The organism is Brevundimonas sp. (assembly GCF_035999125.1).
Classification (GTDB): Bacteria; Pseudomonadota; Alphaproteobacteria; order Caulobacterales; family Caulobacteraceae; genus Brevundimonas.
Map to the genome: position 1 here is coordinate 185,542 of NZ_DASYGX010000007.1, position 24,557 is coordinate 210,098.

The 24,557-nt window shown below is 68.8% G+C and carries 26 protein-coding genes; 13 read left to right on the forward strand and 13 right to left on the reverse strand.

Translation table 11 applies throughout. The features are described from left to right. From VGN45_RS06470 to VGN45_RS06480, 3 genes are read left to right on the forward strand one after another with little or no spacing between them, the layout of a single operon-like run. Window positions 1-927 (forward strand): DUF3883 domain-containing protein, encoded by a 927-nt coding sequence (locus VGN45_RS06470; RefSeq protein ID WP_327460550.1) that lies wholly within the window; start codon window positions 1-3, stop codon window positions 925-927. Next, window positions 924-1,373, forward strand: a complete 450-nt coding sequence (locus tag VGN45_RS06475; RefSeq protein ID WP_327460552.1) for a hypothetical protein — start codon at window positions 924-926, stop codon at window positions 1,371-1,373. Before VGN45_RS06470 ends, VGN45_RS06475 begins: the two co-directional genes overlap by 4 nt. A 47-nt stretch (window positions 1,374-1,420) precedes the next feature. Then, complete coding sequence (locus tag VGN45_RS06480) at window positions 1,421-2,008, forward strand: class I SAM-dependent methyltransferase (RefSeq protein WP_327460554.1); 588 nt, start codon at window positions 1,421-1,423, stop codon at window positions 2,006-2,008. A 10-nt stretch (window positions 2,009-2,018) separates the two neighbouring features. Here VGN45_RS06480 and VGN45_RS06485 read toward each other — a convergent pair whose 3' ends face one another. From VGN45_RS06485 to VGN45_RS06495, 3 genes are all read right to left on the reverse strand, one after another. Beyond that, window positions 2,019-4,313: a DNA sulfur modification protein DndB gene (locus VGN45_RS06485; protein ID WP_327460557.1), complete on the reverse strand. Its 2,295-nt coding sequence runs from the start codon at window positions 4,311-4,313 to the stop codon at window positions 2,019-2,021. A gap of 3 nt (window positions 4,314-4,316) precedes the next feature. Beyond that, window positions 4,317-4,958 (reverse strand): hypothetical protein, encoded by a 642-nt coding sequence (locus tag VGN45_RS06490; RefSeq protein WP_327460559.1) that lies wholly within the window; start codon window positions 4,956-4,958, stop codon window positions 4,317-4,319. Window positions 4,959-5,526: 568 nt separating this feature from the next. Then, window positions 5,527-6,087 carry a helix-turn-helix domain-containing protein gene (locus tag VGN45_RS06495; protein WP_327460561.1) on the reverse strand — a complete coding sequence of 187 codons (561 nt, stop codon included), beginning with the start codon at window positions 6,085-6,087 and terminating at the stop codon, window positions 5,527-5,529. Between the two features lie 131 nt (window positions 6,088-6,218). Here VGN45_RS06495 and VGN45_RS06500 point away from each other — a divergent pair, with 131 nt between their 5' ends. Then, on the forward strand, window positions 6,219-6,875 hold the full coding sequence (locus VGN45_RS06500; RefSeq protein ID WP_327460563.1) for an FMN-dependent NADH-azoreductase: 657 nt from the start codon (window positions 6,219-6,221) through the stop codon (window positions 6,873-6,875). A 79-nt stretch (window positions 6,876-6,954) separates the two neighbouring features. Further along, window positions 6,955-7,689, forward strand: coding sequence for an SDR family oxidoreductase (locus VGN45_RS06505; RefSeq protein WP_327460565.1), 735 nt, complete (start codon window positions 6,955-6,957; stop codon window positions 7,687-7,689). 269 nt (window positions 7,690-7,958) lie between these two features. Here VGN45_RS06505 and VGN45_RS06510 read toward each other — a convergent pair whose 3' ends face one another. After that, a complete protein-coding gene (locus VGN45_RS06510; protein ID WP_327461232.1) occupies window positions 7,959-8,927 on the reverse strand; it encodes an NAD(P)H-binding protein in 969 nt (322 codons plus the stop codon). Window positions 8,928-9,017: 90 nt separating this feature from the next. On the opposite strand from VGN45_RS06510, the gene VGN45_RS06515 reads away from it, so the two are divergent. Beyond that, window positions 9,018-9,365, forward strand: a complete 348-nt coding sequence (locus VGN45_RS06515) for an arsenate reductase (protein WP_327460567.1) — start codon at window positions 9,018-9,020, stop codon at window positions 9,363-9,365. Window positions 9,366-9,368: 3 nt separating this feature from the next. Here the strand turns inward: VGN45_RS06515 and VGN45_RS06520 are convergent, their stop codons facing one another. Continuing rightward, window positions 9,369-9,608, reverse strand: a complete 240-nt coding sequence (locus VGN45_RS06520; protein ID WP_327460569.1) for a DUF2188 domain-containing protein — start codon at window positions 9,606-9,608, stop codon at window positions 9,369-9,371. Window positions 9,609-9,747: 139 nt separating this feature from the next. Between VGN45_RS06520 and VGN45_RS06525 the strand changes: the two genes are divergently transcribed. From VGN45_RS06525 to der, 7 genes are all read left to right on the forward strand, one after another. Then, window positions 9,748-10,152: a DUF6249 domain-containing protein gene (locus VGN45_RS06525; RefSeq protein WP_327460571.1), complete on the forward strand. Its 405-nt coding sequence runs from the start codon at window positions 9,748-9,750 to the stop codon at window positions 10,150-10,152. Window positions 10,153-10,177: 25 nt separating this feature from the next. Beyond that, a complete protein-coding gene (locus VGN45_RS06530) occupies window positions 10,178-10,732 on the forward strand; it encodes an RNA polymerase sigma factor (RefSeq protein ID WP_327460573.1) in 555 nt (184 codons plus the stop codon). Next, window positions 10,722-11,141 carry a hypothetical protein gene (locus VGN45_RS06535; RefSeq protein WP_327460575.1) on the forward strand — a complete coding sequence of 140 codons (420 nt, stop codon included), beginning with the start codon at window positions 10,722-10,724 and terminating at the stop codon, window positions 11,139-11,141. The genes VGN45_RS06530 and VGN45_RS06535 overlap by 11 nt, the downstream gene beginning before the upstream one ends. A gap of 54 nt (window positions 11,142-11,195) precedes the next feature. Further along, window positions 11,196-12,032 carry a 3-methyl-2-oxobutanoate hydroxymethyltransferase gene (panB, locus tag VGN45_RS06540; protein WP_327460577.1) on the forward strand — a complete coding sequence of 279 codons (837 nt, stop codon included), beginning with the start codon at window positions 11,196-11,198 and terminating at the stop codon, window positions 12,030-12,032. 93 nt (window positions 12,033-12,125) lie between these two features. Beyond that, window positions 12,126-12,875: a tetratricopeptide repeat protein gene (locus VGN45_RS06545; RefSeq protein WP_327460579.1), complete on the forward strand. Its 750-nt coding sequence runs from the start codon at window positions 12,126-12,128 to the stop codon at window positions 12,873-12,875. 23 nt (window positions 12,876-12,898) lie between these two features. Beyond that, on the forward strand, window positions 12,899-14,275 hold the full coding sequence (locus VGN45_RS06550; RefSeq protein ID WP_327460582.1) for a PQQ-like beta-propeller repeat protein: 1,377 nt from the start codon (window positions 12,899-12,901) through the stop codon (window positions 14,273-14,275). A gap of 40 nt (window positions 14,276-14,315) precedes the next feature. Further along, complete coding sequence (gene der / locus VGN45_RS06555) at window positions 14,316-15,941, forward strand: ribosome biogenesis GTPase Der (RefSeq protein ID WP_327460584.1); 1,626 nt, start codon at window positions 14,316-14,318, stop codon at window positions 15,939-15,941. On the opposite strand, the gene VGN45_RS06560 is transcribed toward der, so the two are convergent. The 8 genes from VGN45_RS06560 to VGN45_RS06595 all read right to left on the reverse strand — a co-directional run bounded on the left by VGN45_RS06560 (window position 15,938) and on the right by VGN45_RS06595 (window position 24,499). Continuing rightward, entirely contained in the window at window positions 15,938-16,693 is a 756-nt protein-coding gene (locus VGN45_RS06560) for an SDR family NAD(P)-dependent oxidoreductase (RefSeq protein WP_327460586.1), read from the reverse strand. The genes der and VGN45_RS06560 overlap by 4 nt on opposite strands. 37 nt (window positions 16,694-16,730) lie before the next feature. Then, window positions 16,731-17,072, reverse strand: coding sequence for a VOC family protein (locus tag VGN45_RS06565; protein WP_327460588.1), 342 nt, complete (start codon window positions 17,070-17,072; stop codon window positions 16,731-16,733). 6 nt (window positions 17,073-17,078) lie between these two features. Continuing rightward, window positions 17,079-18,584 carry an amidophosphoribosyltransferase gene (purF, locus tag VGN45_RS06570; RefSeq protein WP_327460590.1) on the reverse strand — a complete coding sequence of 502 codons (1,506 nt, stop codon included), beginning with the start codon at window positions 18,582-18,584 and terminating at the stop codon, window positions 17,079-17,081. A gap of 26 nt (window positions 18,585-18,610) precedes the next feature. After that, complete coding sequence (locus VGN45_RS06575; RefSeq protein ID WP_327460592.1) at window positions 18,611-19,207, reverse strand: CvpA family protein; 597 nt, start codon at window positions 19,205-19,207, stop codon at window positions 18,611-18,613. A gap of 130 nt (window positions 19,208-19,337) precedes the next feature. After that, window positions 19,338-20,705 (reverse strand): DNA repair protein RadA, encoded by a 1,368-nt coding sequence (gene radA / locus VGN45_RS06580; RefSeq protein ID WP_327460594.1) that lies wholly within the window; start codon window positions 20,703-20,705, stop codon window positions 19,338-19,340. Window positions 20,706-20,778: 73 nt separating this feature from the next. Then, complete coding sequence (gene sseA, locus VGN45_RS06585) at window positions 20,779-21,606, reverse strand: 3-mercaptopyruvate sulfurtransferase (protein WP_327460597.1); 828 nt, start codon at window positions 21,604-21,606, stop codon at window positions 20,779-20,781. A 187-nt stretch (window positions 21,607-21,793) separates the two neighbouring features. Continuing rightward, window positions 21,794-23,014 carry a class I SAM-dependent methyltransferase gene (locus VGN45_RS06590; RefSeq protein WP_414643414.1) on the reverse strand — a complete coding sequence of 407 codons (1,221 nt, stop codon included), beginning with the start codon at window positions 23,012-23,014 and terminating at the stop codon, window positions 21,794-21,796. A 33-nt stretch (window positions 23,015-23,047) separates the two neighbouring features. Beyond that, window positions 23,048-24,499: a deoxyribodipyrimidine photo-lyase gene (locus tag VGN45_RS06595; RefSeq protein WP_327460599.1), complete on the reverse strand. Its 1,452-nt coding sequence runs from the start codon at window positions 24,497-24,499 to the stop codon at window positions 23,048-23,050. Window positions 24,500-24,557: the final 58 nt, after the last annotated feature.

Genomic DNA, 24,557 nt, shown 5'->3' on the forward strand with positions numbered 1-24,557 from the left:
GTGAGCGACGGCAGCCCCTGGGATAATCTGGTTGCGTCGGCACGCGCGCGCCGGTCCCGCGATGCGCCGTTCTTCAAGCCGGCCTGCCTTATCGCTGTGGTCGACCTGATCGACGAGGGTGCCATCGAACCGTCGGCCATGGACGCCGAGCGGATCGTGGAACGTGTGGCTAAGCTGATCGGCGGTGTGCACACGGGCCGCCCGGACATGCGGTGGCGTCCGGTCTGGCACCTCTCCAACGACGGAGCTTGGGTGTTCACGAAGCGCGGCCAGCGCATCGGACCCGAGGACTTTGAGCCCGCTCGCAAGCCCGACAGCTTGCGGGAGTGGCGGGCGAGTTTCGACCACCTAGCGGTCCCAGCTGACATGCTGGAGCATTGGCGTTCGCGGACGGAGCGCGCGGCCCTGCGCCGGGCCGCGGTCGCGATGTTGGAGACGGGCGACGCCGCCTGCCAGAGCCTGGCCTTGGACCTTGTCGGCGGGATGGCGACAACCGCCGAGACTGTGCAGCCCGCAAGCGGCGGCCAAGGCTTTTTGGCGGACGCCGCCGAGCGCCGCGCCGTCGAGCTGCATGCGATGGAGGTGACTCGAGCCTGGCTCGAGGGGGAGGGCTGGACCGTGGAAGACCGCTCGGCTTCGGAAAGCTACGACTTCTTAGCCGAGCGTGACGGAGCGACCCTATTCGTCGAGGTGAAGGGTGCCAGCGGCGATGGTCGCCTCATTCAACTCACCCGCCTTGAGGTCGAGTTCGCCCTAGCTCATCAGGCGCATATGGCCCTGGCGGTTGTCTCGGGCATTCGGGTCGTGCGCTCCGAGCAAAAGATTGAAGCGGCTGGCGGCGTGCTTGTGGTGCGGCAGCCCTGGGCGCCGGCGCTCGGCAGCCTTCGACCGATCAGCTACACCTGTCAGTTGGAGGGCGGCGCATGAGCAGCGAGACTTCAAGCGAAGACGCAGCTCGGAAGGAAGCCTTCGACCGAGACAAAGCCTGCTACGAGCAGAATTTCCAGCAGTATCGGGCCATGAACCAGATCATGTGGCAAGTGCCCTTGCTGGCGATCACGATCACCGGCGGTCTGTGGTACGCCGCGCTGAATGTGACCGGCGTACAGGACCTCAAGCGACCGATCTTCCTGCTGGCCTTCGTCTTAGATGTCGCGCTGATCGCCGTACTTTGGCGCGTTCGACACGTCATGTCGGCCTACATGGTGCAGATCGAGCGCTTCAATCCGGGTTCGTTCGTGAAGGCCTCGGGCCGCGGCTTGTTCAACTGGCCCTATACGGTCGTGACGGCTTTCAGTATCGCGCTTGCGATCGCGGCCATCGGTTCGCTAATCGGCTTCTTCAATCTCAACTGGCTGCGGGTCGGAGCATGACCCGAGCTGCGAGCACCCGGGCGCGCGTGCCGCAATCCCAGCGATCGGTGTCTGTCTACGATGGCTCGGCCGAGCGCATGGCTGACCTGTATGAGTCCACCTCGTTCGACCGGGTGCATGTCGACGTTCTGGACCTTCTGCCGGAAGCCGGAACGGCGGTTCTTGATGTCGGGGCGGGATCCGGTCGCGATGCGGCGGCGCTCGCCGATCGAGGGTATGTTGTAACCGCTGTCGAGCCGTCGGCCGGGCTCCGGCGCCAAGCGGTGACGCGGCATGCCTCCTCAGACGTAGAGTGGGTTGACGACGCTCTGCCGAAGCTGGCGCGGCTACCCGAACGCCAGTTCGCGTTCATTCTGGTCTCGGCGGTTTGGATGCATCTCGCACCCAGAGACCGCGCGCCCGGTATCCGCCGTCTGGCGCAGCTCCTTGCACCTGGCGGGCATCTCGCAATCTCCGTCCGCATCGGGCCGGCCGATCCTGGCCGGTCGATCAGACAGGTCGACACTCGGGCTCTGGAGGCCGACGCGCGTGCGGCCGGTCTCACGCCGGTGCGAAACCTCGAACGCGGCGACGCGCTTGGGCGAGCCGCCGTGCGATGGCGCACCCTTGTATTTCGCGCGCCCGGTCGGGCCTGACGCCAGCGCCTCAGTCGACCTGATCTTCCTCCAGCTCGGCCTCAGCTTCCGTGGCGGCGGCGGCGGGCACTTGTGACAGCGCCTCGCGCATGGATTTCCGATCCAGAGAATCCGCGCCGATGTTCCGGATAAGGCCGGCGTAGGTGTCGAACGCCTGAGTGAAGATGCCTTTACGCTCATCTTTGGACAGCTCGTCCTTCGCCTTCTGGTTCTCGCGGCAGAACGCGGTCTCGTAGTGGTCGTGGAGCGCCGCAAAAACTTCCGCGCGGCACTCAGACCGTTCCTCGCCCAAAATCGCCTGCAGGGCCGGATGCGTCGGATGCCAGATTTCCAGAAGGAGATAGCGATACTTCGGCCATTGATCCGGCTGCATCTCGGCCCGGTAGACGACGCTGCGGAAGGTCTGGTTGCTCGGGCGCACCGCCCAGACCTCTTTGTCGTCCGCTACTTCGCCGGTGAAGACGCGGATGAGCCGCTTGAGCTGCGTGGGCGAGCGCGGGACGAAGAACTGGTTTAGCTGCGTGACGTACTCGTCGAAGGCCTGGTCACGGTCGATCGGCGGCTGATCGCCAAATTCGCCTTTCTTGAGTTTGCGCTCGGCTTTCTCGACAAGTCCTAGGAAACCGCAGACCAGCGCGCTTTGAAAAGCGACCGTGGTGAAGAGTTCGTCGTACAGGCGGTTGCACCAGTCCACCATCTTGGAGTGGATCGCGCCGTCCTCTCCGCGCACCAGCTTCTTGTCGGAGAGGTCACCGAACAAGCGAGCAGCTCGGTCGCGTCGGAGCCGGGTCACGGTGTCCTCGATGCGGGTGGCGGTCGCGTCGAGGCGCCGTGAGCTCGCCTCGATCTCGGGGACGTCGGTTCGAAAGTAGCCGTTCCTCAGCCGCTGTCGAAGACTCGTCCGGTGAGCTTCGAACACGCGGCCAATCCCCTGACCCTCCAGCAGGATGGGCTTGAGCTGACGGTCTTGTTCGCGCTCCAGCTGCTCACCCATTTCGATGACGGCTCGGTTGTGCCGATCGAAAGGAGCGAAGCGTTCGAGCGCGCCGATCACATAGGTGCCGTAGCTGCGGTCGAACTGGGCGGCGAGCTTCTCGGCCGCGGCGGCAGTGAAGAGATCCCGACGGATGGTGTCCGCCGTTCCAGCCCCGAGCAGGTTGCGTCCGTCTAGCCGAGCAAGAAGATCGTCGAGGCGGGTCCGATTATAGAAGGTGCCCGCGCGGGGTTTGACGCCACGTACGGTGCCGCCGTTATCGAGCATCATGTGCTCGGTCATGTAGTAGATGTGGGGCACGCCGGTGATCGCCACGGGCGTCTGGATCTTCTGTCGGCTGCCTTCCTGGTCGAGTTCGACGTTGACGATGCGCAGGGCGTGCGGCGAGCGCGCGTCCCGTTCCTTGATGTGGGACAGCGTGCGACGCATCAGGAAGCTGATCAGGTCGTTGTCGTCGAGCAGCTTATTGCGAGCGTCGGAGACCTGTCGCGCCGTCTTGTTCAAGGTCAGGAAAATCGAGCGAGCGGCTTTCTTCATGTCGAAGTCGCCGGTGTAGGCCGTGTCGAGCTCGGGGATCGTGCAGAGCAGCACGGGCAGATTGATTTCGTTGAGGTTGAACCGCTCGATGTAGTTCTTCGTCCAGGCCGAGTAATATTCTTTGAAGGGTGCGCGGCGTTCGTCGGACCATTGGTCCTTGAGGTTCCGGTAGATCGCCAGCAGCGCCATCGCCCGGTGCTGGCCATCGACGATCACCAGCCGCGTGCGGTGGGTGTTGAGCTTCAGGCGGACCAGGTCACTGGTAAGTGGCCGTCCGTCGTCGATTGGCTGCTCAAACTGAAAAACCTCGCTGCCGACGCTCCCTGACCGGGTGGACAAGACCGGGTGCTCCCGATCGCCCTCCGGGTCGAGCGTTTCGATCGAGACCTCAGGATAGAAACTCTCCGGCTGCGTCCGCCCTTCGCGGATCGGCATGACCACGATCACGATCGGCGGGAAGAGTTTAATCATGTCCTTCGACTGCTCATCGAGCAGATAGGGCACCAGCTCCGCTGAGACGCGCGCGTCGTCGATGTCGCGCTGCATGATCTCGTCGAAGTCGAGGCTCTGGAAGTCGAAGATCTCACGAACCGGTGCGAGGGCGCTGAGCAACTTGTCGTTTGACGACGTGGAGAAGTTCAACCCGACATGGGTCAAAAGATACTTCACCTCCAGCGACCGCGACCCTCCGCTAACGGCGCCTACGCGAAAGGAGCCTACCGTTCCTTCGAGAGTGAGATCTAAGGCGGTCTCCCGCCGGAGGCGCAGCGCCATATTTCAGTTCCTTCCGAGAAGGGGATAGTGGATACGGTTCAGTATGTTCTCAATGTCGACGTAGGTGCCGGGCGGCCCCGAGATCACCTTCGCTACTACGAACAATCGGGACGGCGGAATACTCCGTGCTCGCACTTCCTTAGCGAAGCTATGATCGCGCTGCTCCTCTTCGGAACCGCCCGGATCGGGGAGCTCTCCATATCTCTCGATCAACGCCTTGTGCTTCGCGAGGCGTGTGCGCAGGCGCTCTGACATCCCGATGTAGATCGGCGAAGCGAAGTTCGGGGCTGAGGCCTCAAGGACCGTGCGTATGGTCGCGAGACGAGCCGGCTCCTCGACGATCCGGTCCAGCAAGGATTCGGACAGCGTCGGCCGGTGCTCGATTTGCCCTTCGTAGCGAGGCTTGAGAGGCCCACGAAGCTGGGCCGAATAGGGTTGCTCCCGGAAGTAGCGGAAGACCGTCTCATCGAGGAAATCGCGGACTGCATCTTTGGCGGCCGAGGCCCCTCGGTCCGCTTTCAGCTCATGGATTTCAGACGTAATCCGGTCGAGATCGAAAGCGGTGATCTCGGGGGTGTAATACCAGGCATACACGCCAGGCGCGGCCGGCACGTCACCGATCTCATGCCAGCTATAAATCGCCATGGACCGTCACAACGCCCTTTGCCTCGACCGACCGAGGTCCCTGCGAGCGAATCGATCCGCGCAGCTCCGGCCTCCCCGCTGCAACCTTAGCAAGGCGTGTTTGCCGATGCATCGGCAGAATAGCAGGCAGAACGCGCCGGCAAGGCCGCCCCTTAACCGCACCTTGCGGTCTAGCTTCCGCTCAGGGCTGTGCAGAGTAGCTCGCTCTATGCCCACGAGAGCGCGGCAGCCCATCGTACGTGCGGCGGCGCTTGGGCTGTTGCTGGTGTGGGTCCAAGTGGACTAGCGTCGTAGCCGTGCGGTATTGCCGCGCCGATGGACAAACCCTCTCTGAAGTTTCGTGGGCCCCAGATGAGCCGATTGTCCTCGAAAGACCGTGAAGGCCGAAAATTTTTTCGTGCTGCTAAGTCATTGATTTTGCTCAGCAGAGTAAAATGACGGGCTGGTCGACGGCCTCAGGAGAGCGGGGCGAGACAAAAGTGATGGAAATACAGTCGCTTACGGCCTGTTTGAACATTAGAGTGGGAGTAGCGGAGTAGGTCAGGAACCGAGGCCGTCGGCGGAGGGCTTAGTCGTGTGCGGCCGCGGTCGGATCGTCTCGCACCGCGTCAAGGATGTCGGTCGCAAGGGCGCCGTCGACGCCGGCCAGCCCTCTTGCGAGGACCGCGGCTCCGATCAGCGCGGCCAGACGTTTCAGGCTCTCGGCACGATCCGGTCCGATGGGGGGGGCGAAGACATCGAGGTAGGCGCGCACGCCGCGCGCATAGGCGGCGCGGAGTTCGCTTCCCTGGCGGGTCATGTCGCCGCCCAGGGCGGCGATGGCGCAGCCCGAAGCCCGATCTCCGAGATGGGCGGGCGACAAGTAAGTCTGAACGAACGCGTCGAGGCCGTGCTCGGCGACGACAATGGCGACATGCTCGGCCTGCTCCATCAACGTGCTTTCGATGGACGCGGCGACCATCGCATCCTTTGAGCGGAAGTGACGATAGAAGCCGCCGTGCGTCAGCCCCGCGGCCTGGCTGATTTCGGCCACGCCGACGCCGTCGACCCCGCGATCGCGCAACAGCCGTGACGCCGCCGACAGCAGCGCCTCACGGTTCGCGCTCTTGGTTTCCCTGTCGACCTTCATCTTCGCCCCGATTCAAGGCTTGACATCAATGATTACGATCGTCACCAATAGCAATGGTTACGATAATAATCGTAGCCGCTGGAACGGCTCGGCGCAACGCCGCTGATCCTGCGGCGCGTGGAGGAGAAACATTGAGCACCCTCGTCGTCGAATACCTGCCGGGCTACCCGATCTCCCACGCGCGCGTGCTGCTCGACCACCTCCTCACGCGGCTTCCTGCGCGCGAGGAGGTACGCCGGCACGACCTGCTGATCGACCCCGCGCCTATCTTCACGGCCGAATCTCTGCGCGCTTACGTCAAGCGCGACATGATGGGCGAAGCGATCGACGACGCGGAGCGCGCTTTGCTGCGGCCGGCCGACCGGCTGATCGCGGATGTGCTGGCGACCGATGTGCTGGTGCTCGCCTTCCCCCTGCACAACTTCTCCGTCCCGGCGGCGATCAAGGCCTATTTCGACGCCATCATGTTCAACAACAGCACGTTTCGCGTGGGCCCGGCCCCGGGCCAGTACGCCGGCCTGATGACGGCCAAGAAGGCCCTCGTGCTCTCGGCCGCCGGCGGCGTCTATGACGCTCCGCCGTTCGACACGATGAATTTCATGACCCCACTGGTCGAAACCGAGTTCCGCTTCATGGGGTTCGACGCGACCGAGGTGGTGCTTGCCGAGGGAATGGTCCGCCCGCCGGAGGAGAAGGCGGCTTCCCTCGCACGCGCCGTCCACCGAGTCACCGAGGTCGCGGGCCGCTGGTACGACTCGGCCGCGTCCGCCGAACGCATCGACGCCTGACCGGGTGAACCATGCGATGTGGACGCCCTGGAGTCGGCGCAAGTCACCGAAATCACACGCAACAACGCGGAGCAGTCCCATGTCGCTTCAGGGCAAGAAGGCGCTCGTCACGGGCGGGTCGCGAGGCATCGGCGCAGCGATCGCCAAGCGGCTGGCCGCCGAGGGCGCGTCGGTGGCGATCACCTATGCGGGCGACACGGCCGCCGCCGCCGCCGTGGTCACGGCGATCGCCGGCGCTGGAGGGACGGCTTTCGCCTTCCAGGCCGATGCGGCCGATCCCGCGTCGCAAAGGGCGGGCGTCGATCGGGCCGTGGCGGCGCTCGGCGGGATCGACATCCTGGTCCACAACGCCGGGATCGCCGTGTTCTCCTCCGTCACGGACGACACGGACGAGACCTACGATCGGTTGTTCGACGTCAATGTGCGGGGTGTGCACGTGGGCGCCCGCGCGGCACTGCCGCACCTGGCCGACGGCGGGCGGATCATCCTGATCGGCAGCATGGCGGGCGATGTGGCCTTCCCCGGAACCTCGGCCTACGGCGCCACCAAGGCCGCGGTCGCGGCGCTGGCGCGCGGCTGGGCCAAGGACCTGGCGCCGCGCAACATCCTGGTGAACACCATTCAGCCGGGCTTGATCGACACCGACATGAACCCCGCAGACGGCGAGCTGGGCCGCCAGATGACGGGCATGGTTCCGCTCGGCCGCTATGGCCGGGTCGAGGAGATCGCGGGCGCCGTCGCCTTCCTCGCAGGCCCCGACGCCAGCTACGTCACGGGCGCCACACTGAATATCCACGGCGGCTTCGGCGCCTGACCAGCAACGCGATGTCTGGAGGCGCCTCGGCGCAAGGCCGGTCCGAGCGCGCCTCAGTCCCGGGCCGCCATACCCGGGTGACGGGAGCCAGTTCCTCAGCCTGCGTCTTGGGCGGGGGGCGTCGGCGGCCTGAACGTCGGTGGGCGAGGGGACGCGCAGGGTGCGCGCCTCGCCGCCGTCGTGGCCGACCTTCCCGTCGTAGAACTTCAGGCTCATCGGCATCTCCTTCGCAGAACGAAGCGGAGGGCGCGCCGATCGGTCCCCGGCGGCTAGAACACCGACTGTTCGGTGCGCTTCAGCACCTCCTCGCCGCGGAGCAGGCTGGCCTGCCAGTCGATCAGGCGGTCGGAACCGGCCTCCGGCGTGGCGTCGGGGTCGTAGCGTCCGGTCTCGCCGTCCCAGACCAGCATGGACTCGGTGGCGTAGAAGCGGCCGATGCGGGCCAGCTCGGCCTTGGCGGCGAGCGGGGGAAACACGCGGCCCAGCGCGCCGAGCGCGCCGGCGATGACGTTCAACATGGCCGGCGGCACGGACTTGAAGCGGTGCGGGCGGTCGAGCAGGCGGAACAGAGCCTCGCCCTGTTCCCGCGGGGTCTGGGCCGGGCCGGGGCCGCCGATGGGCAGGATACGGTTGCGGCGCGCGGGATCGGTCAGGCAGTCGGCGAGGAAGACGCCCAGGTCGCGGTCGCTGATCGGCTTGCAGGCCGTGAGGGCGCCGTCGCCGAAGATCAGGAAGGGCTTGCCCGCCTTCACCCGCGCGACCTGACCCGACAGCGACTTGAAATAGGCGGTGGGGCGGACGATCGACCAGTCCAGACCGGACTCCATCAGCTCTTGCTCGAACGCCAGCTTGGCGTGCTGGAAGGCTAGGCGCGGCTTCTGCACGCAGATGGCCGACAACAGGACGAAATGGGGCACGCCCGCCGCCTGCGCCGCCCGCAGGGCGTTCAGGTTGGCCTGGTGGTCCACCGCCCAGGCGTCCGCCGCGACCCCGGTGCGCGACGCGAGGCAGGAGATCACCGCGTCGAACCGCTCGCCCCGGAATCCGTCGCGGGACAGGGAGGTCGGGTCGGTGGCCTGGGCGACGCGGACCTCGGCGCCGGCCGGCATATTTGTGCCTGACCTGCGGACGACGGCGACCACCGCGTGCCCGCGATCGACCAAGACGGCGACCGTCGCCCGCCCGATGTCCCCCGTCGCGCCGAGAACCAGGACGCGGAGTGTGCGCGATGACGTGATGCGTGCCTCCCCAACCCCACGTCAGGACGTTGCCGTAAACCGGCGAAGCCGGATAGAGGCGGCCGCAACCGGCATCAGGAGGCGCCCCGAATGACCACCCTCTACGGCATCCCCAACTGCGACGCCGTCAAGAAGGCCCGCGTCTGGCTGGACGGGCGGGGCACGGCCCATGGCTTCCACGACTACAAGAAGGCAGGCGTCGACGAGGCGGCGCTGCGGGGCTGGGTGGCGGCGCACGGCTGGGAGACGGTGCTGAACCGCAAGGGCACGACGTTCCGGGCCCTGCCGGACGCCGACAAGGCCGATCTGGACGCGGACGGGGCGGTGCGGCTGATGCTGGCCCAGCCGTCGATGATCAAGCGGCCGATCCTGGCACTGTACGACGGCCGCACCCTGGTCGGTTTCGATCCGAAGACGTGGGAGACCGCGCTGGGCTGAGGCTCAGCCCTCGACGTCGGCGTCCGGCCGGTCGTGGCCGTCGGCGCGTTCGGTGATCCACTGGCCGTCGGCGGTCTCGTATTCGATCCAGGCCGTGCGGTCGGCGACGCGCTGTTCCCGCGCGGCGCGCTCGGCGGCGGCGCGGGCGGCGTCGTGGCTCGGAAAGGTCTCCGAGTAAGTCTCGCCCAGGCGATAGGCCCAGCCTCCGTCGTGCTCGACGATGCGATAGGTGATCTCGGTCATGGGGCGCTCCAGAGAGGGTCGCGGCCACCTTACGAAAGTTTCACCCCCGCGTCCGCATCCATGGGGCGTCACGGCCGCCTCTTGTGGTCAGAAGGCCGGCGCATCAGGCTGTCGGTCGTGAAACTGAGGGGATTTCGACATGGACGAAGGTTTCGTCGCCATCTGGATCGTTCTGATCATCTTCGGCGTCATCGGCGCCATCGTGGTCGGGCCTACCTGGCTGAAGTCGCGCGAGAAGCGTGAGATGCAGCAGACCGTGCGTCACGCGATCGACAAGGGGCAGGCCCTGCCGCCCGAGCTGATCGATGCCATGACGCGGGAGGTGCAGGGCAAGCTGCCGTCGCGCACCCGCGACCTGCGCAAGGGCATCATCTGGACCGCCACCGGCCTGGGCATCGCCGCCTTCAGCGTTGTCAGCAACATCGGCGGCCGCGACTGGGAGGGCAACAATCTGGACAGCGGCCTGCTGGGCATCGCCTGCATCCCGCTGACCATCGGCCTGGCCTTCATCGTCCTGAGCTTCTTCAACAAGAACAAGGACTGAGGCCGGGCGGGAAGGGGGATCAGTCATGACCCAGTCCCTAGTGGACCGGCACGACGTCGAGCTGGCGGCCCAGGCGGCCGCCGGCGGGCGGCGGGAGTTCGGCGAGCTGGTCCGTCGTCACGGATCGGCCGTCCGGGCCCTGCTGCGCCGGATGGGGGCTCAACCCTCGCTGGCCGACGACGTGGCGCAGGACGCCTTCATCCAGGCGTTCGAGCGCTGCGCCGAGTTCCGCGGCGAAGGCACCTTTGCGGCCTGGGTCAAGCGGATCGCGGCGCGGCTCTACATCAAGCGGGTGGCCAGGGAAGCCCGCTACGTCGCGGAACTGGAAGACGATTCGACCGCACCCGCGGTCGAGCACGGGGACCGCGTCGATCTGGACGAGGCCCTGAAGTCCCTCAGCGAGGCGGAGCGTTTGTGCGTCAGCCTGTGCCACGGCGCCGGCATGGCTCATCCGGAGGTCGCCGCCGCCCTGAATTTGCCGCTTGGAACGGTGAAGTCTCATGTCAAACGTGGTCTGGATAAACTCCGCGCGCGGCTTCAGTCCGGCGGGACGGTTGGGGGGGAGCGCCATGTCGGCTGACGAATTCGACCCCGAGATCGAGCGTCTGTTCGGGCGCACGCCGCAGATGGCCGACGTCGCCCTGTTCACCGCCCAGGTCGAGAAGCGGCTGGAGCGGGGGTCGCGCGTCCGCTTCCTGGCGCTGTCGCTGGCCGGGGTGATCGGAGGCGCCGTGGCCCTGCGCGAGGCTCTGACCGTCGACGTCAGCCTGGGGGAGACCTCCGGGCCGGTGACGGGCGAGGCGCTGAATCAAGGCGTCCGCGCCGCACAGACTCAGATCGACGGCATCGCCCAGACGGCTATGAACGCGGTGGGTCTGAGCGGTATGGAGGTCGGCTCGCTGGGCGCGATGCAGCTGTTCTGGATCGCGGCGGCGGCGCTGGTGGCCGTGGCGGCGGCGGGGGCGATGAAGCTGGCCCAGGACGTCTGATGACGCGGCGGGGCCGAGAGCCTATCTAGGGGCCTCAGTCGTCAGGAGGCCGCCATGTCCGCCCAGAATCAGGAAGTCGTCCGCCGCCTGGCGGCGCCGGACGTCCGGGCCCGAAAGGGCGGGGAGCCGCTGGTCTGTCTGACCGCCTATGACGCGCCGACGGCGGAGATCCTGGACCCGCATTGCGACCTGCTACTGGTCGGGGACAGCGTCGGCATGGTGGTGCATGGCCTGCCCAACACGGTCGGCGTCACCCTGGAGATGATGATCCTGCACGGCCAGGCGGTCATGCGCGGGTCGAAGCGGGCCATGGTCGTGATCGACATGCCCTTCGGCAGCTACGAGGGCGGCAAGGAAGTCGCCTACGAGAACTGCGCGCGGGTGATGAAGGAGACCGGGGCGCAGGGGGTGAAGCTGGAGAGCGGCCCCACGGTGCCCGAGACCATCGCCTATCTGGTCCAGCGCGGCATCCCGGTGATGGGCCATGTCGGCCTGCGTCCGCAGGCGGTGCTGACCGACGGCGCCTTCAAGGCCAAGGGCAGGACCGAGGAGGAGCGCCTGCGAGTGCTGGCGGAAGCCGAGGCCACCGCAGACGCCGGCGCCTTCGCGGTGGTGGTCGAAGGCGTGGCCGAAGGGCTGGCGAGGGAAGTCACCGAGGCGATCGACAAACCGACCGTCGGCATCGGCGCTTCGGCGGCTTGCGACGGCCAGATTCTGGTGGTGTCCGACATGCTGGGGCTGTTCGACTGGACGCCCAAGTTCGTGCGTCGCTATGCGGACCTGCGCAGGGAGATCGACCGGGCGGTCGCGGGCTATGCCGCCGACGTCCGGGCCCGCCGTTTTCCTGCCGAAGTCGAGACTTACTTCGCTAAAAAGCCCGCTTCGGCCTGAGGCCGCGTTGCGGGCATGACGGCGAGCCTCTAGGGTCGCGCCGGTTTCAAAACGGGCGGGCGTGAAGCTCCGCTTTCTGGGGGCTGAGCATCCGTGACTGACGTCTTCGAACAGGTCGAAGAGGAGCTTCGCTCCGAACGCTGGGCGCGACTGGCGCGCAAGTGGGGGCCGGTGGTCGGGGCCGTGCTGGCGCTGGCGCTGGTCGTGGCGCTGGGCTTCTGGGGCTGGGAGCAGTTCAAGACCTCGCAGGGCGAGAAGGCCGCCGTCGCGTACGACCGGGGTCTGGAGGCGCTGGAAGCCGGCGACCTCGCGGGCGCCGAAGTCGCCTTCGCCGAGGCGCAGAAGGTCGGCAACTCGGCCTACAAGGCCCTGGCCTTGAACCAGCGCGCCGGCGTGGCGCTGGCGCAGAACAAGCCGACCGAAGCCGTCGAACTGTTGGATCAGGCCGCGCGCGCCGACCGTGACCCGATCCTGGCCGATCCGGCAGCCTACAAGGCCGTGCTGATCCTGATGGACGAGGGCGGCACGCTGGAACAGATCGAGGAGCGGCTGGAGCCCCTGGTCCGTGAGGGTCGCCCGATGCGCGTGATGGCGCTGGAGACCCAGGCCATGGCGCGGCTGCAGTTCGGCAAGACGGCCGAGGCGCGGCAGACCTTCGTCCAGCTGCAGCTGGGCCAGGACGTGCCCGATTCGGTGCGCCAGCGCGCCCAGCTGGGCATCGCCGCGATCGACAACGGCACGGCCGCCTCTCTGCCCGCGGTGCTGCGCCAGCCCATCGCGGCCGTCGCGCCGCCTGCGGCCGCCGCTCCGTCCGCCCCGGTCCAAACGACGCCCGCCCAGTGATGACGCCAGTCGGAAAGTTGCCCATGCCCCGTCTCGCCAAGGCCGCGACCCTCACCGCCGTCGCCCTGTCCATCGCCGCCTGCGGGACGCTGCAGCGGGCCTTGCCGTTCAACCTGGGCCGCAGCGATCAGGCGGAGGACGTCGCCAGCGCCGGGGAACGCATTCCGGTGATCGAGTTCGACCAGGCGCTGGTGCCCTCGGCCGCTCTGGCCGGCCGCGACTTCTTCCTTCCGGGTCCGCAGGCGGTCAACGCCTGGGGCAATCCCGGCGGGACGGCCGACAATTCCGTGGAGCATGCGCTGGCCGGAGACGGCTTCACCATCGCCTGGAAGCGCGGCATCGGCGCCGGCGCGGGCCGCACCAGCCAGATCATGGCGCCGCCGGTGGCCGAGGGCGGCCGCATCTTCGTGCTGGATGGAGAATCGTCGGTTTCGGCGCTGGACGCCCGGAACGGCGGAGAAATCTGGAAGGTCAACCTACGTCCGCAGGGACGCGAGCGTGGCGGCTTCGGCGGCGGCGTGGCGACCTTCGGCGGCAAGGTGTTCGTCTCGTCGGGCTATCGCACCATGACGGCGCTGGACGCCGCGACGGGCGCGGTGGTGTGGCAGTCGACCGTCGACGTGCCGATCCACGGGGCGCCGACCGTCTCGAGCGGCCGCGTCTACGTGGTGGACGTGGACAACCAGATCATCGCCTTCGACGCCAACACCGGTCAGCAGACCTGGTCCTATCGCGGCATCGTGGAGCCGGCCCGCATCATGTTGGCGTCGGCGCCGGCGGTGACGGGCGACACGGTGATCGCGCCTTTCTCCTCGGGTGAGCTTCTGGCGCTGCGGGCGTCCAATGGCCAACCGCTGTGGCAGCGCGAGCTGTCTCGCACCAGCCGGACGAACGCCCTGTCGGAGGTTCGGGACATCGCGGGCCGTCCCGTGATCTCGCGCGGTTTCGTCTATGCCGTCAGCCATTCGGGCGTGCTCGGCTCGCTTGACGCCCGCTCGGGCCAGCCGCGCTGGCAGTTGCCGATCGGCGGGGTGCAGGCGCCCCTGCCGGTGGGCGACGTGGTCTACGTCGTGTCCAAGGCTGGCCAGCTGACGGTGATCAACCGCGACAGCGGTCAGGTCTACTGGACGCGCGACCTGAACGAGGGTCGCGTGCGTCAGCAGGGCGGCTTCCTGGGCTTCTGGGACCGCACCGTGCGCCCTAGCTGGGGCGGGCCGATTCTGGCCTCGAACCGGCTGGTGCTGGTCAACTCGGACGGGGAAGCGGTGGCGCTGAACCCCAAGACGGGCGAGATCCAGGGCACGCTGCGCCTCGGCGGACCCGCCTATGTCGCGCCGATCGCCTATGACGGCGCCCTGATCGTCGTCACGGACCGCGGCGAGGTCGTCAGCATCCGCTGACGACGTTGCGTCCGCAGACAGGAACGGGTTGAATCGGCGCATGGCCGTCAAAGTCGCCATCGTCGGCCGCCCCAATGTGGGCAAGTCGACCCTGTTCAACCGTCTGGTGGGCAAGCGCTTGGCGCTGGTCGACGACCGACCCGGGGTGACGCGCGACCGGCGCTATGCCCAGGGCGCCATCGGCGACATCGAGCTGACGCTGATCGACACGGCCGGATACGAGGACGTCACGGACGAGAGCCTGGAAGCCCGGATGCGCGAGCAGACGGAGCTGGCGATCGACGACGCCGACCTGATCCTGTTCATGATGGACGCGCGCGAGGGCGTGACCCAGCTGGACCGCATCTTCGCCGATCGGCTGAGGAAGGTGCACAAGCCGATCATCCTGCTGGCCAACAAGTCCGAGAGCCGCGAGAGCGGCGGCGGGGTGGGCGAGGCGCACGCGCTGGGCTTCGGCGAGCCGGTGGCCCTGTCGGCCGAGCACGGCGAGGGCATGGCCGATCTGTACGCCGCGGTGCTGGCGGCGTCGGCCGACGTCTTCGTCGAGGAAGAGGAAGAGACCGACAAGCCGATCCGCATCGCCGTGATCGGCCGCCCCAATGCGGGCAAGTCGACGCTGGTGAACCGTCTGCTGGGCGAGGACCGGCTGCTGGTCGGGCCCGAGGCGGGGATCACGCGCGATTCGATCTCAGTCGACTGGGAGTGGGAAGGTCGCCCGATCCGCTTCGTCGACACCGCCGGCATGCGGCGCAAGGCAAGGGTGCAGGAGAAGCTGGAGAAGCTGTCGGTCGCCGACACGCTGAGGGCGCTGACCTTCGCCGAGGTCGTGGTCCTGATGATGGACAAGGACAACGCCTTCGACATCCAGGATCTTCAGCTGGCCGACCTGGTCGAGCGCGAGGGCCGGGCGCTGGTCTACGTCGCGTCCAAGTGGGACCTTGAGGAGGAGCCGCAGGCCAAGCTGGCCGAGCTGAAGCGGCTGGCCGAGGAGAAGCTGCCCCAGCTGCGCGGCACGCCCTTCGTGGCCCTGTCGGCGCACAACGGGCGGGGCGTCGACCGCCTCATGCCGGCGATCATCCAGGCCTATGAGACCTGGTCGGTGAAGGTGAAGACCCGCGACCTGAACGACTGGCTGGCCATGGCGACCCAGCGGCACCCGCCGCCCGCCGTGGACGGCAAGCGCATCAAGCCGAAATACATCGCCCAGACCAAGGCGCGTCCGCCGACGTTCGTGCTGTTCTCCAGCCGCGCCTCGGCCATGCCGGACACCTACAAGCGCTATCTGATCAACTCGATCCGCGAGAGCTTCGACCTGCCGGGCACGCCGATCCGGCTGACGGTCAAGTCGGGCAGCGCCAACCCCTATGCCGAGGGCGGCGCCAAGTCGGGGCCCGAACGGTTCAAGGGGGCCGCCAAGACCGCGCCGCGCAAGGTGCAGAAGGCTGAGAAGGCCGAGGCCGCGTCGAAGCTGCCCGGCAAGGCGCTGGAGGCGAAGGTCAAGGCCGGTGCCAAGCCCAAGGTGAAGCCGCTGGGCGGGCTGAAGGCCAGCGCCTCGAAGAAGGCCGGCGCCGGCGTCTTCGTCGGCAAGGGCGTGCGCGGCGGCGCGCGGCAGGTGTCGCGCTCAGGGCGCGTGCGGACGGGACAGAAGGGCGGAAGCCGCCGCTAGACCAGCGCGCTCGCCGTCGGGCCGTCGCGCCAGTCCTTGAAGTTCAGCGTCAACGGCGGTTCGCGGGTCGGGTCAGCGAGCTCGACGATGAGCGGCGCAATCTCCGAAGGGTGGGGCAGGGTTTCGGGATCCTCGCCGGGGAAGGCCTGGGCGCGCATTTGCGTGCGCATTCCGCCGGGGTTCAGGATGCAGATGCGGATCGGCATGGTCTCGGTCTCGTCGGCCCAGCACTTCATCAGCACCTCGGCGCCCGCCTTGGTCGCGGCGTAGGCGCCCCAGAAGGCGCGGGGGGCGCCGGCGACCGAGGTGGTCAGGTGGATGACGCGGGCGGCGTCCGACAGCTTCAGCAGCGGTTCCAGCGAGCGGATCAGGCGATACACGCCGGTGAAGTTGGTGCGCTCGATCTTGGCGAACTGGCGCGGATCGGCGTGGCTGACGGGGGCCAGGCCTTCGGCGCCCAGGGTGGCGGCGGCGTTGACCCAGACGTCCAAGCGGCCGAACCGCTCGAACAGGGCGCCGCCCAGACGGTCGATCGCTCCGCCGTCCACCAGGTCGAACGGGATCAGGGTCGCGTGACGGCCGGTGGCGGCGAAGATCGCGTCGTCCAGCTCTTCCAGCGCGCCCGGCGTCCGCGCGGCGGCCACGACGTGGGCGCCGGCCTTGGCCAATGCCAGCGCGGCCTCGTGGCCTATGCCGCGCGACGCGCCGACGACGAGGGCGATGCGGTCTTTGAGAGGCGGGTCGGAAGTCATGCGGGCTGATAGCCGCCCGGCGCCTGTTTCGCCAAGCTCAGAAGCCCGGAGCCGGCTGCCACAGGCTGAAGCTGACGCCCTGGTCGTCGACGATGGAGACCGACAGGCCGGTGGGGCTTTGCGAAGGCACTTCCGCCTTGCCGCCCAAATCGACGGCGCGCTTGCACAGGGCGTCGACGTCCTGCACCCGGAAGTACAGGTGGGTGAACACCTTGCACTGGCCCTTGCGGATGCCGAAGGGCGGGTCGCCGTCGGCGACGTGGGCGTAGGTGGCGTGGGACGACGCCTCGTCGAAGGTCCAGCCGAACAGGGCGCCGTAGAAGGCGCGGGCCTTGTCGAGGTCGGGCGTGTCGAGCGTGAAATAGCCGAGCTGGATCATGCCCGGTTAAGCGCTGACCAGCAGGGAAAGTTGCCGCCCGGACTCCTGACGGCCGCCCTCCTCGATCTCGCGGTCAAGCAGGCGGGTGGGATAGTCGCCGGTGAAGTAGTGGTCGGTGAACTGGGGGTTCTTCGGGTCGCGCGGCCCGGCCTCCATGGCCGCGTACAGGCCGTCGACCGACAGGAAGCCGAGGGAATCGACCTCGAGATACGTCGTCATCTCCTCCAGCGACATGCGCGCGGCGATCAACTGGTCCCGTTCGGGCATGTCGATGCCGTAGAAGTCGGGCCACAGGATCGGCGGGCTGGCCGAACGCAGGTGGACCTCGGCGGCGCCCGCGGCCCGGACGGCGCGGACCAGCTTCACCGAGGTGGTGCCGCGCACGATGGAGTCGTCGATCAGGACGACGCGCTTGCCCTCGATCACCGAGCGGTTGGGGCTGTGCTTCATGCGCACGCCCTTCTGCCGGGCGCCCTGGCTGGGCTGGATGAAGGTGCGGCCCAGATAATGGCTGCGGATGATGCCCATCTCGTAGGGGATGCCGCTTTCCTGAGCGTAGCCGAGCGCCGCCGGCACGCCGGAGTCGGGCACCGGCACGACCACGTCGGCCTCGACCGCGTGCTCGCGGGCCAGGCCGGCGCCCATGCGCTTGCGCACGCCATAGACCGACTTGCCGTTCACGACGCTGTCGGGGCGCGAGAAGTAGACGTATTCGAACAGGCAGGGGCGGGCGGGGCGCGCCGGGAAAGGCTTGAGTGAGCGCAGGCCCTCGTGGTCGATGACGATGACCTCGCCGTTCTCGACGTCGCGGACGAACTCGGCGCCGATGGCGTCCAGCGCGCAGGTTTCGGACGCCAGCACCCAGCCGTCGCCGATCTTGCCCAGCACCAGGGGACGGATGCCCAGCGGATCGCGCGCGCCGATCATCTTGGTGCGGGTCAGGCAGACCAGGGCGTAGCCGCCCTCGATCCGCGAGACGGCGTCGACGAAGCGGTCGACGATCTTGGCTTTGCGACTGCGGGCGATGAGGTGGAGGATGACCTCGCTGTCCGAGGTCGACTGGAAGATGGCGCCTTCGCCGACCAGCTGGCGGTGCAGGAAGTGGAAGTTGGTCAGGTTGCCGTTGTGGGCGATGGCGATGCCGCCCTGGTCCAGGTCGGCGAACATCGGCTGGATGTTGCGCAGGAAGCTGCCGCCGGCGGTGGAGTAGCGCGTGTGGCCGACGGCGGCCGAGCCGGGCAGACGTTCGGCCAGGTTGGCGCCGCCGAAAGCCTCGCCCACCAGGCCCATGTGGCGCTCGGTGTGGAAGCGCTGGTCGTGGACGCTGGCGATGCCGCAGGCTTCCTGACCGCGATGCTGGAGGGCGTGGAGGCCCAGGGCGACGACGGAGGAGGCCTCGTCCCGGTCCGCGCCCCAGACGCCGCAGACCCCGCATTCGAGGCGAAGCTGGTCGTCGTCCGCCTCTCGCCAGTGGGGCCGGTGGACGACGGGATCGGCGATCGCATGCGACATCGTCGGGGCTCCGATGGCGGCGGGGACTACTTGGGGGCGGCAGGGCGCGAGGTATTGCCGGAATCTGTCGGGGGCAAGGCGTCGTCGCCGGAAAAACCCTCGCGCACGGACGAATTCACCACGGGCGTGACGGCGTCGAGGCCCGCGCCGATGCCGGGAAGGACGATCTGGATGGCCCGCGCGGCGCCTGCGCTGAGCGGCCAGGTGGCGGCGCGGCCCAGCCAGTCGGGCGTGCGCTCGCCGGGCATGGCGGCGACGATGACCAGATGGAGCGCCCCGACCAGCACGAGCCCGCGCGCCGCGCCGACCACCACGCCAAGCGTCCGGTCGACGCCGCCGAGATGGGGGTGGGCCTGGGCCCGCTTCGACAGGGCCGAGCCGAAGATGCGGATGCCGAAGTAGACGATCAGGAAGCCGACCAGGGCCGCGAAGATCACGCCCGCCCAGTCCGGATCGACCAGGCCGCGGCCGATCGGGGCCGTCAGCGGCAGGGCGATCAGGGTGACGAAGGCGGCCAGCACGAAGCTGAGCAGGGTGATGAGCTCCCGCGTCGCGCCGCGCACGCCGCCGGCGCCCGCCGAGGCGAGCAGCACGAGCAGGACGAAGACGTCGTATCCGGTCACGCGGCGCTCCGAAGCTCTCCTCCCCGTCGGAACGACGGGGAGGGGGACCGCGAAGCGGTGGAGGGGCCCCTCCGTCTCGCTGCGCGAGCCACCTCCCCATGCGCAGTCGCATGGGGAGGAGACAAGACGTTCAATAGCGCCTCTGCGAGATTCGTTCGACCGCCTCGGACAGGCGCGAGACGGCGATGCAGTCCATGGCGCCGCCGGCGCCTTGGGGCAGGGGGGCGCACAGGGCCTGGTCGAAGCCCAGCTTGGCGGCCTCACGCAGGCGGGCTTCGGCGCGGCCGACGGCGCGGACCTCTCCGGACAGGCCGATCTCGCCGAAGACGACGCAGCCCTGGGGCAGGGGGTGGTCGACGGCGGACGAGATCAGGGCGGCGGCGGCGGCCAGGTCGGCGGCGGGCTCGTTGATGCGCAGGCCGCCGGCGACGTTCAGATAGACGTCCTTGTCGCCCAGGCCGAGACCGCAGCGCGCCTCCAGCACCGCCAGCACCATGGCCAGGCGACCGGAATCCCAGCCGACGACGGCACGGCGAGGCGTGCCGTAGGCGCTGGGGGCCACCAGGGCCTGGATCTCGACCAGCACGGGGCGAGACCCCTCGATGCCCGCGAAGACGGCGGCGCCGGGCGCGCGGTCCTTGCCCTCGCCGAGGAAGAGGGCCGAGGGGTTCGACACCTGGCGCAGGCCGGCGTCGCCCATTTCGAAGACGCCGATCTCGTCGGTGGCGCCGAAGCGGTTCTTGCCGGCGCGGAGGATGCGGAAGGGATAGCCGCGCTCGCCCTCGAAGCTGAGGACGGCGTCGACCATGTGCTCGACCACGCGGGGGCCGGCGACCTGGCCGTCCTTGGTGACGTGGCCGACCAGGACGACGGCGGGGCCGCCGGACTTGGCCATGCGCACCATCTCGCTGGCGCAGGCGCGGACCTGGGTGATGGAGCCGGGTCCGGCCTCGTGGACGTCGGACCAGAGGGTCTGGATCGAATCGACGATGACCAGATCGAAGCGGTCGCGCTTCAGCGTGCCGAGGATGTCGCGCAGCGCGGTGGCGGAGGCCAGCTCGACGGGCGCCTTTTCCAGACCCATGCGGCGGGCGCGGCTGCGGATCTGCTCCACCGCCTCCTCGCCCGAGATGTAGGCCACGCGGCGGCCCGACAGGGCGGTGCGGGCGGCGACCTCGAGCAGCAGGGTCGACTTGCCGACGCCGGGGTCGCCGCTGAGGAGCAGGGCCGAGCCTGGCACCACGCCGCCGCCGCAGACGCGGTCGAACTCGGTCACGCCGGTCTGGATGCGCGGCGGTTCGGGCGTTTCGGTCTCCAGACTTTCGAACTGGAGCCCGCGGGCGCGGGAGGTGGCCGCGGGTTTCAGGGCGCCGGGCGGGGCGGACTGGCGCTCCTCGACGATCGAATTCCACTGGCCGCAGGCCCCGCACTGGCCCGCCCACTTGCCGTGGACGGCCCCGCAGGACTGACAGACGTAGATCGGGGAGTCTTTGGCCATGAAGAGGGCTTACAGGAGTCGGGCGCGGGCGGGCAGGGGCGTGGCGCGGGCCACGACCGCTTCTGACGCAGGCTCATAGGGTCGCCGCAGGGAGGTCGGGTCGGGCGCCCCATTCGGACCAGCTGCCGTCGTAGAGGCGGGACGGGCGGCCCAGCAGTTCCAGCCCCAGCGACAGGATTGCGGCGGTGACGCCGGAGCCGCAGGTGGTGACGACGGGGCGATCCAGATCGACGCCGGCGTCGAGGAACGCGCGGGCGAGAGCGTCGCCCGTCTTCATCGTGCCGTCGGGATTGAGCAGCGTCGAATACGGCACGTTGCGCGCGCCGGGCATGTGGCCGGGCCGGACGCCGGGGCGCTCGGCCGCCCGACCCTCGAAGCGGGCGGCGCCGCGGGCGTCGACGACCTGGGCCGCGCCGGCGAGGGCGGCCTGGACTTCGGGGACGTCGACGACGGCCTGCGGCTGAAACGTCGGGGCGAAGACGGTGGGAGCCGGGGCCGGGCCCGGGCCGCTGTCGACGGGCCGCCCCTCGGCGCGCCATTTCGGCAGGCCGCCGTCCAGGAGGCGCAAGTCGCGGGCGCCCATGATCCGCAACATCCAGCGCACGCGGGCCGCCGAGAACAGACCGGCGGCGTCGTAGACGACGATGGGGTCGCGCTCCGTCAGACCAAGGCCGCCGGCATAGGCCGCGAACTGGGCTGGGCTCGGCAGCATGTGCGGCAGAGGCGAGGTCGGGTCCGAGGCCGCCTCCAGATCGAAGAAGCGGGCGCCGGGAATGCGGACCTGATCGAACTCCGCCCGGCCGTCGCGATCGCCAAGGTGCCAGCTGGCGTCGAGCAGCCGCAGGGCCGGATCGTCGAGGCGGGCGGCGAGCTCGGACGTGGAGATGAGGGGCGAGGTCATGGGAGGACGGTAACACCGATGTCCCTTCCCCGCTCGCCGGGGAAGGTGGGCGGCGGAGCCGCTCGGATGGGGTGGCTTCGTCCGCAAGCCGCCTGCGAGGGTTCAGCTCATCAGAGGGATCGGTGTTTCACCCCCCATCCGTCTCGCTCCGCGAGCCACCTTCCCCCCGCAAGGGGGGGAAGGACTGTCACGCCCGGTCCAGAGCCAGCTGGACGACGTCGGTGCGGACCGAGCGGAAGCCGGCTTCGCAATAGGCCAGGTAGAAGCGCCACAGGCGCCGGAAGCGCTCGTCGAAGCCGCCCATGCGGCGGATCTCGGGCCAGGCGGACTGGAATCGCTGGTCCCACAGCTTCAGGGTCTCGGCGTAGTCCTGACCGAAGCGCTCGACGGCGGACCAGGCCAGGCCCTCGCGCGCGATCACGGGCTTCAGGCGGTCTTCGGAGGGCAGCATGCCGCCGGGGAAGACGTACTTCTGGATGAAGTCCGTGCGCCGGGCGTATTCCTCGAACAGCTCGTCCTGGATGGTGATGATCTGCAGGCCGGCGCGGCCGCCGGGCTTCAGGACGTCGTGGATCTTGGCGAAATAGGTCGGCCAGTACTCCTGACCCACGGCCTCGAACATCTCGATGGAGGCGACGCGGTCGAACGTGCCCTCGACGTCGCGGTAGTCGATCAGCCGGATGTCGGCCCTGTCCGCCAGACCGGCGTCGAAGAGGCGTTTCTTCGCGAAATCATGCTGTTCTTGGCTGATCGTCACGCCGGTGACGTGGGCGCCGATCTCCTTCGCGGCGAACTCGGCGAAGCCGCCCCAGCCGCAGCCGATTTCCAGCACCGTCTGGCCGCGCTGGAGGTCCATCAGGCGGGCGAGCGAGGCGTATTTGGCGCGCTGGGCCTCGGCGAGATCGGTTCCGGCGCCGGCGAAGCGGGCGGACGAGTAGGTCATCGTCGGGTCGAGCCAGGCGGCGTAGAAGCCGTTGCCGAGGTCGTAGTGGGCGTGGATGTTCTTGCGCGAGCCGCGGCGGCTGTTGCGCTTCATCCGGTGCGAGACCCAGTTGACCGCCTGCATGACCGGATTGCCGTCGAACAAGCGGCGGATGTGGTCGTAGTTGCGGGCCAGGGTCTCCAGGAGGGTCGCCAGCTGGGGGCTGTCCCACTCGCCGGCCATGTAGCCCTCGGCAAAGCCGATGTCGCCGTTGGCGAGGACGCGCCGGGCGAAGCGGTAGTCCCTGACGTCCAGCGTCGCGGTCAGGCCGGGCTGCTTGCCCTCCAGCACGTGCCGCTCGCCGTTCGGCAGGAGGACGTTCAGGCGGCCGAAGGTCCAGTTGGCGGCCAGCAGGCGCAGCATCAGGCCGAACACGCGCGGCGTCCGGTCGGCGGCGGGCAGGGCATGGGCCGTGGTCGAGCTCATGGCGGCATAGGTGGGATCGGGGGCCGTCACGCGTCAATCCTCCCGGTCGCGGCGGACCTTGTCGACGGACTTGAGAGCGTCCAGCGCGCGCTTGCGCGCGGCGTCGTGCTCGACGATCGGGCGGGGGTAGGTCGAGCCGAGGCGGACGCCGGCGTCGCGCAGGACCTCGGGCGGCGCCTCCCACGGGGCGTGCAGCCAGCGGTCGGGAAGTTTGGCCAGCTCGGGGACCCAGCGTCGGACGTATCGGCCGTCTTCATCGAACTTCCGCCCCTGGGTGATCGGATTGAATATGCGGAAGTACGGTGACGCGTCGGCTCCGGATCCGGCGACCCACTGCCAATTCTGCACGTTGGAGGCCAGGCCGGCGTCGACGAGGCAGTCCCAGAACCACTTTTCCCCTTCGCGCCAGTCGATCAGCTGGTGCTTGATCAGGAAGCTGGCCACGACCATTCGGACGCGGTTGTGCATCCAGCCGGTGGTCCAGAGCTGGCGCATGCCGGCGTCGACGATGGGATAGCCGGTCAGGCCGCGCGTCCACGCCTTCAGCCCCCCGGGATCGTCGCGCCAGGGCAGGGCGTCGTACTCCGGCCGGAAGGCGTGGTCGGAGATGTGCGGGAAGTGGTGGAGCAGGTGGGCGGAGAACTCCCGCCAGACGATCTCCGACACGAACTTCTCGGCCTGGGCCGTCGGCGCCTTGCCGTCGGCGGCGGCCTTGTGCGCCGCCTCGACCGCGCGCCAGGGGGCGATCTCGCCGAAATGCAGGTGCGGCGACAGGCGACTGGTGACAGGGCGGCCGGGATGATCGCGGCCGTCGGCATAGTCGGCCATGGGGCCCGAGACGAAGCGGGACAGGGCGTCGATCGCGCCCGCCTCGCCCGGCGTCCAGTCGAAGCCGGCGGACCAGTCGGGGCAGGCAGGATGCAGGCCCCAGGCGTCGAGGTCTTCAGAGGCGACGTCGGCGGGCGTGGCGATGCCGCGCGGGCCGAGCGTGTGGGGCGGCGGCGTCCATTGGCTCAGCAGGGCCTTCGAGAACGGAGTGAAGACCTTGTAGGGCTCGCCCGAGCCGTTCAGCACCGAGCCCGGCGGCATGAGGTTGGAGCCGTTCCAGCCCTTCACCTCGATCCCTTCGGCCTTGAGCGCGTGGGCGAGGTCGGCGTCGCGGGCGGCGGCGTCGGGCTCCCACAGGCGGTTCATGTACAGGCGGGCGGCGCCGGTCTCGGAAATCAGGCGGCGCAGTTCGGTCTCGGAGTCGCCGCGGCGCAGGATCAGGCGTGAGCCGCGGTCGCGTAGCGTGGCGTCGAGAGCGCGCAGGGACTTGTCCAGCCACCACAGGGAGGCGGCGCCCCGGTGGCGGACGCGCGAGCCCTGATCCAGCACGTACACGGGCACGATGGGCGCGCCGGTCGCGGCGGCGGCGGTCAGGGCCGGATTGTCCTGAAGGCGCAGGTCCTGGCGGAACCACAGGATCACGGGCTTGTCTGTCACGTCGTCCCCTCGATCTGGCGCCTTGCGTCGAACGCCCGCGCGCGCCACCTGTTCGCCG